Source organism: Flaviaesturariibacter aridisoli, assembly GCF_004343705.1.
In the GTDB taxonomy this organism is placed as follows: domain Bacteria; phylum Bacteroidota; class Bacteroidia; order Chitinophagales; family Chitinophagaceae; genus Flavisolibacter; species Flavisolibacter aridisoli.
Genome location: NZ_SKFH01000024.1, coordinates 1 through 12,729 on the forward strand (window position 1 = coordinate 1; position 12,729 = coordinate 12,729).

At 60.6% G+C, this 12,729-nt stretch carries 6 protein-coding genes; 3 read left to right on the top strand and 3 right to left on the bottom strand.

Features of this window, described 5'->3' with window-relative positions; genetic code table 11:
- Nucleotides 1-207: 207 nt before the first annotated feature.
- From E0486_RS13200 to E0486_RS13210, 3 genes are all read left to right on the top strand, one after another.
- A complete protein-coding gene (locus tag E0486_RS13200) occupies nucleotides 208-3,051 on the top strand; it encodes a M16 family metallopeptidase (protein ID WP_131852690.1) in 2,844 nt (947 codons plus the stop codon).
- Between the two features lie 551 nt (nucleotides 3,052-3,602).
- Entirely contained in the window at nucleotides 3,603-6,461 is a 2,859-nt protein-coding gene (locus E0486_RS13205; RefSeq protein WP_131852650.1) for a M16 family metallopeptidase, read from the top strand.
- Between the two features lie 146 nt (nucleotides 6,462-6,607).
- Nucleotides 6,608-6,868 carry a hypothetical protein gene (locus E0486_RS13210; protein ID WP_131852651.1) on the top strand — a complete coding sequence of 87 codons (261 nt, stop codon included), beginning with the start codon at nucleotides 6,608-6,610 and terminating at the stop codon, nucleotides 6,866-6,868.
- A gap of 376 nt (nucleotides 6,869-7,244) precedes the next feature.
- Here the strand turns inward: E0486_RS13210 and E0486_RS13215 are convergent, their stop codons facing one another.
- The 3 genes from E0486_RS13215 to E0486_RS13225 form a co-directional block, all read right to left on the bottom strand.
- Entirely contained in the window at nucleotides 7,245-8,108 is an 864-nt protein-coding gene (locus E0486_RS13215) for a ferritin-like domain-containing protein (RefSeq protein ID WP_131852652.1), read from the bottom strand.
- Nucleotides 8,109-8,119: 11 nt separating this feature from the next.
- On the bottom strand, nucleotides 8,120-8,818 hold the full coding sequence (locus E0486_RS13220) for a ferritin-like domain-containing protein (RefSeq protein ID WP_131852653.1): 699 nt from the start codon (nucleotides 8,816-8,818) through the stop codon (nucleotides 8,120-8,122).
- Nucleotides 8,819-9,076: 258 nt separating this feature from the next.
- The gene (locus tag E0486_RS13225; protein WP_131852654.1) at nucleotides 9,077-12,658 is read right to left on the bottom strand and encodes an efflux RND transporter permease subunit; all 3,582 of its coding nucleotides are present in this window, start codon (nucleotides 12,656-12,658) and stop codon (nucleotides 9,077-9,079) included.
- Nucleotides 12,659-12,729: the final 71 nt, after the last annotated feature.

Here is a 12,729-nt window from a genome sequence, read left to right on the forward strand (position 1 = left end):
TCACGCCTCACGCCTCACGCTTCACGCTTCACGCCTCACGCCTCACGCCTCACGCCTCACGCCTCACGCCTCACGCCTCACGCCTCACGCCTCACGCCAAGGGTGAAATTACAGGAAGATTCCCAGCAGCGGCCCTTTCTGGATGAGCGGCGTGCGGGAGCCGCCCGAAAAACCTACATTAGTGGCCAACCCGCTAAATCGTTCTGCATGAAATACAACCATTGGCTGCTGGCCGGCACCCTGCTGCTCGCCGGCGGCGGCGCCTGGAGCCAGGCCCGCCTCGTTGAAAAAGTAACCCGTAAAGGATCGGAGCTCGTCATCCCCTACGAAAAGTACGTGCTGCCCAACGGCCTCACCGTCATCGTGCACGAAGACCACAGCGATCCCGTGGTGCACGTAGACATGACCTACCACGTGGGCTCCTCGCGCGAGGAGATCGGCAAGAGCGGCTTCGCCCACTTCTTCGAGCACATGATGTTCGAAGGCTCCGAGCACGCGCCCAAGGGCACCTTCGACAAGCTGCTGCCCGACAACAACGGCTCCACCAACACCGACCGCACCAACTACTACGAAACGGTGCCGCCCAATAAGCTGGAGCAGGCGATGTGGCTGGAGGCCGACCGCATGGGCTTCCTGCTCGATGCCGTGACGCAGAAGCGCTTCGAGGTGCAGCGCGCCACGGTGAAGAACGAGCGCGGCCAGCGCTACGACAACGCGCCCTACGGCCTCGCCAACGAGGTAGTGTCCAAGAACCTCTATCCCTACGGCCACCCCTACAGCTGGATGACCATCGGCTACCTCGAAGACCTCGACCGCTCCAACGCCGAAGACCTCAAGAACTTCTTCCTGCGCTGGTACGGTCCCAACAACGCCACGCTCACCATCGGCGGCGACGTGAATCCGGCCGAGGTGCTGAAGCTCGTAGACAAATACTTCGGCAACATCCCCCGCGGCCCCGAGGTGAGCCCGGTAAAGGTGCCGGCCGTGTCCGTGCCCACCGACCGCTACGCCACCCACGTGGACAACTACGCCCGCCTACCGCGCCTCTATATGACGCAGCCCACCGTGCCGCTGTACCACCCCGACATGGTGGCGCTCGACTGCCTGGCCGAGATCCTCGGCCAGGGCAAGAACTCGGTGCTCTATCAAACGATGGTGAAGAAGCAGCTGGCGCTCCAGGCGGCCGCCTTCCACAGCAACTCCGAGCTCGCGGGCTTCTTCCGCTTCGACGTGGTGCCCGCCGCCGGCAAGACCCTCGCCGACATGGAAGCCCTCGTGCGCGCCGCCCTCGATTCCTTCGAGCTGCGCGGCGTGACCGACGCCGACATCGCCAAGTTCAAGGGCGCGCAGGAATCGCAGATGATCAACGGCCTGCAGAGCGTGCAGGGCAAGGTGACGCAGCTCGCGTCGTACCAGACCTTCACGGGCAATCCCAACAAGATCGCCGAGGAACTCGCCGAGATCCGCAAGCTGACAAAGGAAGACGTGCTGCGCGTGTACCGCCAGTACATCAAGGGCAAAGGCGCCGTGATCCTGAGCGTCGTTCCGAAAGGACAGGAAAGTATGCTGGCGCACGAGCCCAATTTCACCATCGATTCGAGCCGCTACGACAAGCCCGACTACGGCTATGCGGGTCTCAAATATGTAAAGGCGAAAGACGCGTTTAACCGCGCCACGATGCCCGCCGCCGGCACTGTGCCGCCGGTGAAGGCGCCGCCGTTCTGGAAAAAGGATTGGGCCGGCGGTCTCCGCACGATCGGCACCTTCAACGACGAGACGCCCACGGTGGCCATCTCGCTCTACCTCCCCGGCGGGCACCTTGCGTCGGCCGCCGATAAGTCGAAAGCCGGCCTCGCCTCGCTGTTTGCGGCGATGATGAACGAAGACACGAAAGACCACAGTGCCGAGCAGATCAGCCAGGAGCTGGCCAGGCTGGGCGCCTCGCTGTTCGTGTCGAGCGGTACCGATGGCGTGACCATCACGGTGCAAAGCCTGAAGAAGAACCTCGACCCCGTGCTGGCGATCCTGCAGGAGCGCTTGTTCCGTCCCAACTTTACCGAAGCCGCTTTCAACCGCATCAAGAACCAGCGGATCCAGGGCTTCAAGCAGATGAAGTCGCAGCCCGCGGCCATCGCCGACGTGGTGTTTGCCAAAGTGAACTACGGCCCCGACCACATCTTCGGCATCAGCCAGCAGGGCACCGAAGAGACCGTGAAGAATATCGAGCTGAAAGACATCGAGGCGTATTACAACAACTACATCACTTCGCAGGGCGCGCGCCTCGTGGTGGTGGGCGACATCAAGCAGCCGGAAGTGGAGGCGAAGCTGGCCTTCCTCAAGCAATTGCCCAACAGGAAAGTGACCCTACCGGTGCCGCCGCCCGCGCAGCCGGTAGCCAAAACGCAGGTGTACCTCGTGGACGTGCCAAAGGGTGCGCAGACCGAGTTCCGCGTGGGCTACGCCACCGGCCGCCCCTGGGACGCTACGGGCGACTACTACCGCTCGGTGCTGGCCAACTACACGCTCGGTGGCAACTTCAGCAGCCGCCTCAACCAGAACCTGCGGGAAGACAAGGGCTGGACCTACGGCGCCTCCTCGCGCTTCAGCGGCAACCGCTACGGCGGCGACTTCCGCTTCGCCTCGGGCATCCGCGCCGACGTGACCGACAGCGCGCTGCTGGAGCTGATGAAAGACGTGAACGGCTACGTGACCAACGGTCCTACCGACGCCGACGTGGCCTTCCTCCGCGATGCCCTCGGCCAGGCCGAAGCGCAGCGCTACGAAACGCCGGGGCAGAAGCTCGAGTTCATCAGCCGCATCCTCGAATACAACCTGCCGGCCAACTACACCGAGCAACAAAGCCGGATCCTCAATACCATCAGCAAAGACGAACTGAAGCGCGTGGCGCAGCAGCGCATCCAGCCGAACCAGTTCAACATCCTCCTCGTGGGCGACAAAGCCCGCGTGCTGGAGAACGTGAAGAAGCTGGGGTACGAGGTGGTGGAGCTGGATGTGGATGGGAAGAAGGTGGGGGAGAAGAAGGAGTTCTAGCCTCCCCAAACCCCTCAGAGGGAGGAGGTTACAAATTCTTCGCAAAAGGCCGCGCCATGAATGGCGCGGCCTTTTTTAGGGGAGCGAGGTGTGCCTTACGTCCGTCCTTGCGGGGAGCTGGGCGCAGGCTCGGTCCGTTTGCGGGACGAGGTTCCGTTCGCAGGACGGGGTCCCGTTCGCAGGCAGGGGTCGTTTGCGGGACGAGGTCCCGTTCGCAGGCGAACGGGATGACGGTGCGCGCACCGTCATCCCGTAAACCCCATAGGAGCATTTCCCACGGGGAGCGGCGGCAGGCGGATGGGGCCCCGCCAACCTTTCCCGCCCCGAAGCAACGTCATCCCGGCGCTTGCCGCCGGGATCTCATCTCGAACTATCCGTCGCTGCCGCCAGCCAACCTCCTAAACCTTCCTAAACCTTCCGGAACCTTCATGAACCCCCCTAAACCCTCCCCCTTTCCAACAAATGCCGTTTTTTCTTGATAAGTGGTAGGCTCAGCCGGGGGGAATGCTGTATTTTACGCCCCTTATATCAAAACTAAAATCCCTTTGATAATGATCAAACGTAATGTACTGGTGCTTGCCGGTTCGATGCTGCTCTTCGCCGGGGCGGTGCGCGCACAGGCAAAGCTGGTAGAGAAGGTCACGAAGACGGGCTCGGAGCTCGTGATCCCTTATGAGAAGTATGTGCTGCCCAACGGCCTCACGGTGCTGGTGCACGAAGACCACAGCGATCCCGTGGTGCACGTGGACGTAACCTACCACGTGGGTTCTGCCCGTGAAGAGATCGGCAAGAGCGGCTTCGCCCACTTCTTCGAGCACATGATGTTCCAGGGCTCCGACCACGTGGCCGACGAACAGCACTTCAAGCTCGTGCAGGCTGCCGGCGGTACCCTCAACGGTACCACCAACCAGGACCGCACCAACTACTTCGAAACCGTTCCCTCCAACCAGCTCGAAAAAATGCTGTGGCTGGAGTCGGACCGCATGGGCTTCCTGCTCGATGCCGTGACGCAGAAGAAGTTCGAAGTACAGCGCTCCACCGTTAAGAACGAGCGCGGCCAGAACTACGACAACCGTCCCTATGGCCTCGCCAACGAGACCATCTCCCGCAACCTCTATCCCTATGGCCACCCCTACAGCTGGATGACCATCGGTTACCTCGAAGACCTGAACCGCTCCAACGCGGACGACCTGAAGAACTTCTTCCTCCGCTGGTACGGTCCCAACAACGCGACCGTTTCGGTTGGTGGCGACGTGAAGCCCGCCGAAGTGGTGAAGCTGGTCGAGAAATATTTCGGTAGCATCCCCCGCGGACCCGAAGTGACGCCGGTGAAGGTGCCCGCCGTAGTGGTGGACAAAGACCGCTACGTGTCGATGGTGGACAACTACGCCCGCCTGCCCCGCTTCTATTACAGCCTGCCCACGGTACCCAACTACCACCCCGACATGGTCGCCCTTGACTGCCTCGCCGAGATCCTCGGCCAGGGCAAGAACTCGGTGCTGTACCAGACCGCGGTGAAGAAGCAGCTGGCGCTCCAGGCGACTGCCTTCCACAGCAACTCCGAGCTCGCCGGCGAATTCGAATTCGACCTCGTGCCCGCCCCCGGCAAGTCGCTTGCCGACATGGAGAAGCTCGTACGCGCCGCCTTCGACTCGTTTGAAGTGCGTGGCGTGACCGACGAAGACATCACCAAGTTCAAAGGCGCGCAGGAGTCGCAGATGATCAACGGCCTCCAGAGCGTTTCGGGTAAAGTAAGCCGCCTGGCTTCCTACCAGACCTTCACCGGCAATCCCAACAAGATCGGCGAGGAACTGTCCGAGATCCGCAAGCTGACGAAGGAAGACGTGCTGCGCGTATACCGCCAGTACATCAAAGGCAAAGGCGCCGTGATCCTGAGCGTGGTGCCCAAAGGCCAGGAGCAGCTGGTTGCCGCCGAGCCGAACTACAAGATCGACTCGAGCAACTACAGCAAGCCCGACTATGGCTATGCCGGCCTGAAGTACAACAAGGCCAAGGATAATTTCGACCGCGCCAAGATCCCCGCCGCCGGCCCCGCGCCCGTGGTGAAGGTTCCGGCTTTCTGGAAGAAAGACGCGCCCAACGGCCTGCGCATCATCGGCACCGAGAACAGCGAAGTGCCCACGGTGGTGGTATCGCTGTTCATCCCCGGCGGTCACCTGACGGCAGCCAACGACCTGTCGAAAGCAGGTACGGCTTCGCTCTTCGCCGCCATGATGAATGAAGACACGAAAGACCACAGCGCCGAGCAGATCAGCCAGGAGCTGTCCAAGCTGGGTGCTTCCCTCAACGTGTCGAGCGGTCTCAACGGCATCACCTTTACCGTGCAGACGCTGAAGAAGAACCTCGACCCCGTGCTGACCCTCCTGCAGGAGCGCCTCTTCCGTCCCAACTTTACCGAAGCCGCCTTCAACCGCATCAAGAACCAGCGCCTGCAGGCCTTCAAGCAAATGAAGTCGCAGCCCGCCGCCATCGCCGATGCCGTATTCGCGAAAGTGAACTACGGTCCCAACCACGTGCTCGGCATCAGCCAGAACGGCACGGAAGAGACGGTGAAGAACATCGAGCTGAAAGACGTAGAGAACTACTACAACAACTACATCACCTCGCAGGGCGCCCGCCTGGTGGTGGTCGGCGACATCAAGCAGGCCGAAGCCGAAGCCAAGATGGGCTTCCTGAAGAACCTGCCCAACAAGAAAGTAACGCTCGCGCCCGTGCCCCCGGCACAGCCCGTGGCTAAAACACAGGTGTACCTCGTAGACGTGCCGAAGGGTGCGCAGACCGAGTTCCGCGTGGGCTACGCTACCGGCATGAAGTGGGACGCTACCGGCGACTACTACCGCTCGGTGCTGGCCAACTACGCCCTCGGCGGCAACTTCAACAGCCGTCTCAACCTGAACCTCCGTGAAGACAAGGGCTGGACCTATGGTGCCAACTCCTCCTTCACCGGCAGCCAGGTAGGTGGTGAGTTCCGCTTCGCCGCCGGCATCCGTGCCGACGCTACCGACAGCGCCCTGTTCGAGATCATGAAGGACGTGAACAAGTACGTGGCCGAAGGCCCGAACGCCGAAGAAGTGGCCTTTATGAAGGACGCCATCGGCCAGTTCGACGCCCTGCGCTACGAAACGCCGGCCCAGAAGGCCCAGTTCATCAGCCGCGTGCTCGAATACAACCTGCCCGGCAACTACACCGAGCAGCAGAACAAGATCCTCAAGACCATCAGCCGCGAAGACCTCAGCAAGGTGGCCAAAAAAATGATCCAGCCGGAGAAGCTCAACGTGCTTCTCGTTGGTGACAAGGCCAAGGTGCTGGAGAAAGTGAAGAAGCTCGGCTACGAAGTAGTGGAGCTCGACGCCGACGGTAAGCGCGTAGGGGAGAAGAAAGAGTTCTAGGCCCCACCCCTAACCCCTCCCTGAAAGGGTGGGGAATAGAAAAAGGCTATAAAAAGCCGTCCCGCATGGGGCGGCTTTTTAATTGCTCACGGCTCACGGTTCACGGCTCACGATCCGGAGGCATTCTTTTTGTCTGCATTTCTGTGATGAAGCATAGGAAACTCGGTGAGCGCCTGCTAAAGGAGCTCAATAAGAAATTCGCACCCTCGGAAACACGGCAGCTGAAAGCGGCGGGCTACGACATCCTCGTCAACACCGACGAGCTGGGCAACGCGATCCAGGCGTTTATCGGCAGGGCCGACCCGCACGGCAGCATCCGCGGCGACCGCTTTGCCCGCACGCTTAAATACGACCGCGAAGGCCAGCTGATCAAGGATCACTGGGAGCGAAAGGGCAAGGCAACCTGAGATTTCAGATCTCAGATGTCGGATTTAGGATTTGAGCTCAGGGCTAGCTCCATGTATTGAATCTGAAATCTGAAATCCGAAATCAGACATCTTCTTTTGGTGTGGTTTGTGTCGCCCTTCCCCAAATCTTTTACCATGATACCATTTGCCATAGGGCTCATCGTTGTCGCGATAGTGGTGATGTGGCTGCTTTCGAACTCGAAAAAGCAGGGAACGGGCGATCACCCTCCGGAAGGAAATATGCGTTGAGGACGTGAAGCGTGAGCCGTCAGCCGTGAGCCCGGCACACCGGGAAGTTACACTGGAATAAAAGGCTGCCATTGGCAGCCTTTTTATCTGGCGTCAGCGCTCACGGCTGACGGCTGACGCTTCACGATCACGGTGCGAAGAACGGCGTCACGATCGTGACTACCTGCTGCATCGTCAGCGGCTCGTCGAAAGCCTCGGAGGCGCGGTCGGCGCTGATGGCCGAGGTAACGATGTTGACCGTGGCCTGCGTGGTCAGCTCCTCGCCGTTGTACGACTGCTGGATGGCGTTGTTGAGCGACGCGTTGCCGGTGTCGATATTGCTTTGGTTGAGCGTGATCCAGGGTTTGGGCGTGCCGGTAACGAGCATGCCGTTGGCGCGGCGCATCTGGCGGATGTGCGACGCATGGCGGGCCTCCACCGAGTGGATGTTGAGCGCCGCGGTGAGCACGTCGTTGTTGCTGATCAGGTTGGGCGCCTGTCCTTTGTAGGCACGCACACCGGTGTCTTCAAAGGTTTGGGCAACGGCCAGGAACACGGCGTAGTTGGTAAACGTGTTGTTGCCCAGCGGTCCCGTGCCCGAGCCGCCGCCGGCCGAAAAGTCGAAGTTGGGGCGGTTGATGGCCGTGCCGCCCAGCTGCTGTATGGCAGTCTTTAAGAAGTTGACGTGTGCATTTTCGTGATCGCGGATCGTGGTTATGGCCCCGGTGGCCGCGCCGGCGGGAATGAGTCCCGAAGCGGCCACGCCGCGGGTATAGAATTCGGCTTCGAGGTACTCGAGCTTGAGGGCGAAGTTGAGCACGTCTACGATCGCGCTGTTGTTTTGTCCGTAAGCCTTATTGAGCAGGCTGCCGAGGGCCGTGGGGATGGCGGCGAGCGCAAGCGTCTTGCCGAGGGTGGCAAAGCGCTGCATGGCCCCGCGGCGCGTGTCCACGCGCTCGTACACCTCGGGATCCGTTTTTTCGATCTCGTTGAAGATATTCTGCAGGTTCATGACTGTCTGTTTTAATTCGTGGGGAGATTGTTGGCGTTGAGCGGCGTGCGCACATACGCGCCGGCGATGGCAAGCACTTCGGCGGGCGTGCGGGCCTTGTCGAGGCCGTTGGCGTCGATCACTTCACTGTTGGCGAAGGAGCCGTTGGCGATGAGGTCGCGGATGAGCGCGGCGTGTCGGGCTTCCACCGAAACGATCTTGCCCGCGAGGGTAAGGAAGTCGGCGCTGGTGAGCAGCTTGCCGGCGCCGTTGTAGGCCGATACGCCCAGGTCTTCAAACGCTTTGGCGGTGCTGAGCACCGAGTCGCGGCTGCTGAAGTTGATCGCGCTGAAGTTGACTTCCAGGTTCTGGATCGCATTGGAGCCGAGGGCCGCCTTGAAGAAGTCGCGGTGCGCGATCTCGTGGTCGCGGATGTCGCGGAGGTATTCCGACTCCAGGGCGGTCATACCGGAGAAAGGCGTGGCCATGACCTGCGTGTAGAAGGCCGCTTCGAGTTGCTCGAGGGCATAGGCGTAGTTGAGCACACCCGTGTCGCCGGAGCCCAGGTTAACGGCGTTTTCCATGACCACCGGGTCGTCGTCTTTCTTACAGGCCTGGCCGAAGATCATCGCGGCAGCCGCGGCGCCGGAGTAGAGGAGGAAGTTGCGTCGCTGCATGGGGGCATGCAAAGGGGTAGCGATCGGCCCGGGGGCCGTGTTTTGCGGATCCATACTGTATGGTTTATGGGTTGATAATCGGGGTTACAACGGGAGTTACGGGAAAAGGAAGCCCTTGGTTTTGTGCGGGGTAAGTCTTTTTTACCACAATTACTATGCACCGCTCCGCCGTACGTCTTTCGTTTAACGATGCCGGCAAGAGCCCGCTGCGGCCCTCGACGCATGGGACGCCGCGGGGATTTCGTTACGCACAAAAAAGCGGTCCCGGCTATTACACCGGGACCGCTGCCATACTAAGAGAAATGTCCTTCCTTAAACTTCAGTCGCCAATTCTTTTACCGGGGCTGTGTAGCGTTGGCGGCCCATCCACACCCTGCGGCCCTGGAGGCGGCGCACGGCGAACATAAAGCCGACCAGCACGAAGAACAGCGGTCCGAGGAAGCCCAGCAGGGCTACGAACTTTGTTCCGTAAAAACGCTCCATCGGGCGGCGCAGGCGCTCCGACATGAGGTACATGCTCGGCACCATCACCAGCGTCAGGAAGAACGCGAAGATAAGGCCGAAGATAATTGTCCAGGAAAGCGGTCCCCAGAACACCACGGAGTCGCCGCCGAAGAAGATGTTCGGGTTCAGCTCGGTGAACATCCGTACGAAGTCGATGTTGAAGCCCACAGCCAGCGGCAGGAGGCCCAGCATGGTGGCCAGCGCCGTCAGCAGCACCGGGATGATGCGGATCTTTCCGGCCTGGATCGCGGCTTCGCGCGTGCGCATCCCGCGGCCGCGCAGCTCGTCGGTGAATTCGATGAGCAGGATGCCGTTCTTCACCACGATCCCCGCAAGGCCTACGATGCCCACGCCGAGCATGATCATCGCCATCGTCATGCCCGTCAGCGCGTAGCCGATGAACACCCCGATGATGGAGAAGAAGATCTCCGTGAGTACGATGAAGGGCTTCGACATCGAGTTGAACTGCAGCACCAGGATGAGGAAGATGATGAGCAGCGCGTAGATGAGCGCGTTGCGGAGGAACACCAGCGTTTCGGCCTGCTGCTCGCTCACGCCGCTCTGGCGCACGGTCACCGTGGAGGGCACCTTGTACTTGCGCTTGAACTCGTCGAGCTTGAGGGCGAGGGCGTCGTTGATCTTCTGCGTTTCACTTTCCACCAGCACGTTGGACTGCAGCTGGATCGTGCGCTTCAGGTTCTTACGCCGGATGCCGCCGGTGGTGTTGGTGTTGTCGGTATGCGCCACGGCGCTGAGCGGGATCTGCTTGATGGCGCCCGTGGTGAAGTCGCGGAAGGTGAGGCGCATGCTCATCAGGTCGGTGATGTTGCTGCGTACCATGTCGCTGGTGCGGAGCTGGATCTTGTATTCATCCTCGCCCTGTTTCAGCTTGCTCACTTCGCGGCCGAACACCGCCGTGCGCAGTTCCATACCGATCTGTGCGGTGCTGATGCCTTCCGCCATGGCCCGCTCGCGGTCGATCACCACGGAGATCTCCGGGTTGTTCAGGTCTACGTCGGTGCGGAGGTGCTCGATGCCGGGCACGCGGTTCGTGTCGATAAAATTGCGGATGTCGGTGGCCACGCGGGCGATCTCGTTGAAGTTGTCGCCGATCACTTCCACGTTCACCGGCGGGTCGGTCGGGGGGCCGCCGTTTTCCTGGCTTACGGTCACCTCGGCACCGGGGATGCCCTGCACCGCCGCGCGGATATCGTCCAGGATGGGTTTTGTGCGCTTGCCGTGGCGTTTTTCAAATTCCACGAACGATACCTGCACGCGGCCCAGGTTGGACTGCACCGAGCGGTTGATGTCGTTGGGGTCGCCGGCGCTCACGGCCACGTTGGCGATGACGCTCTCCACGATGGAGCCTTCGGTGCCGGGCTTTTCTTTTTCCAGCACTTTATAAATGCGCCGCTCGAGCACCTGGGTGATGGAGTCGGTGTATTTGACGTCGGTGCCCACGGGCAGCTTCACATACGTGTATACGAAGTTGGGGTCGCCGCTGGGGAAGAAGGTAGAACCGTTGCCGCGCGCGATGAGCATCATCAGCGAGATCGGGAACAGCAGGAACATGCCCACCAGCAGCCACACCGGGCGGCGGCCCACCAGCACCCAGCGGAGCAGCTTTTCGTAGCGGTTCATCAGGCGCGGCAGGGCTGTTTCCTGGAAATAGTGAATGATGTCGCGCAGTACGAACACGTTGAGGATCGACAGGGCCGCCATAAACAGGAGGAAGTTGCCGAAGCCGTGCCAGCCGGCGAGGTTGAACAGGACGCCGAAGGCGATCGCGCACCAGAATACAGGGCGGCGGAACAGCATCTTTTTCGGCGACTCGTATTCGCGTCCTTCGGGCTTCATGAACGAAACGGCAAATACCGGGTTGAACACGAAGGCAACGATGAGCGAAGCAGCCAGTGTCAGGATCAGCATCGTGGGCAGGTAGATCATGAACTTGCCGATCAGTCCCTTCCAGAACAGCAGCGGGAAGAAGGGCGCCAGCGTCGTGGCCGTACCGGCCAGCACGGGGATCCACACTTCGCCCGCGGCTTCCTTGGCGGAGCGCACGATCGGCACTTTGCCATTGGCATAGATGCGGTGCGTGTTCTCGATCACCACGATGGCGTCGTCTACGATGATCCCGAGTCCGAAGAGCAGCGCAAAGAGCACGATGAAGTTGAGCGTCACGCTGCTGCCGATAATACCGTCGGCGATCGGTAAAAAGAGAAAGGCCACGAACACCGACAGGGGCACCGAGAGCGCTACGAAGAAGGCGTTGGTAACGCCCATGAAGAACATCAGCACCAGCAGCACGAGGATGAAGCCGATGATGATGGTGTTCACGAGCTCGTTGAAGGAGGTCTTCGTCTGCTTCGACATGTCGCCGGTGAATACCGCGCGGAGGTCGGGGGGCAGCTCGCCGGTCTTTTGCATTTCGGCGATGACGCCTTTCACCTTGTCGGCGGCGTCGATGAGGTTTTCGCCGGAGCGCTTTACGATGTTGATGGTAATCACGGGCTTGCCGTCGAGGCGGGCGTAGGATTCTTTTTCCTTTACCGTATCGCGGATCTCGGCGATGTCGCGGAGGTAGATGGGCGCGCCTGCGGTGTTCTTCACCACCACGTCGCGCAGGTCGAGGGCGGCGTCGAACTGGCCCTTCACGCGCAGCGTGCGGCGCATGGTGCCTACTTCGATCTGTCCGCCGGAGATGTTGTTGTTCTCGTACTTGATGGCGTTGTCGATGTCGTTGAAGGTGATGCGGGCGGCCTGCATCTTATAGGGGTCCACGTTCACCTGGATCTCGCGCTCGGGCGCACCCACGATGTCAGCGCGGGTGATCTCCTTCAATTCTTCCACGCGGTCCTGGATGTCGTCGGCATACTGCTTCAGCTTCACGGCGTCGTAGTTGCCCGAGATGTTGAGGTACATGATGGGCATCTCCGAAAAGGAGAATTCCTGTACGTCGGGTTCCTGCGTAAGGTCGGTGGGCAGGTCGCTGCGGGCCTTGTCCACGGCGTCCTTCACCTTTTGCTTCGCGATGTCGGTCTTCACGTCGGTGTCGAACTCCACGGTGATGAGCGAGTAGTCCTGCTGCGAGATCGAATTGACCTTGTTCACCTTGGCGCCCGAGATCGACTTGATCTGCTTTTCGATGGGGCGCGTCACGAGGTTCTCGATGTCGTTGGGCGAGTTGCCCACGTGCACCGTGATCACCGAGATGGTGGGTACCACGATGTCGGGAAACTGCTCCTTCGGCATGGTCATGAATTTCATGAGGCCATATGCCGAGATGAGAATGGCGAGAATATAGACGACGGTCCGGTTGTCCACCGCCCAGCTCGTAACCGGGAACTGCTTGAACTTCTTGCCGACGCCTTCGATAATTTTCTTCATTTGAATAGTCTTTTGGTTGTCGTGAGCCGTGAGCCGTCAGGCGTTAGGCGTGAGCAGAAAGCACTCACGGT

Bases quoted from the DNA above. Each gene is read 5' to 3' on its own strand.
- E0486_RS13215 (WP_131852652.1), bottom strand. From the start codon at position 8,108: ATGAACCTGCAGAATATCTTCAACGAGATCGAAAAAACGGATCCCGAG.
- E0486_RS13225 (WP_131852654.1), bottom strand. From the start codon at position 12,658: ATGAAGAAAATTATCGAAGGCGTCGGCAAGAAGTTCAAGCAGTTCCCG.
- E0486_RS13205 (WP_131852650.1), top strand. From the start codon at position 3,603: ATGATCAAACGTAATGTACTGGTGCTTGCCGGTTCGATGCTGCTCTTC.
- E0486_RS13210 (WP_131852651.1), top strand. From the start codon at position 6,608: ATGAAGCATAGGAAACTCGGTGAGCGCCTGCTAAAGGAGCTCAATAAG.
- E0486_RS13220 (WP_131852653.1), bottom strand. From the start codon at position 8,818: ATGGATCCGCAAAACACGGCCCCCGGGCCGATCGCTACCCCTTTGCAT.
- E0486_RS13200 (WP_131852690.1), top strand. From the start codon at position 208: ATGAAATACAACCATTGGCTGCTGGCCGGCACCCTGCTGCTCGCCGGC.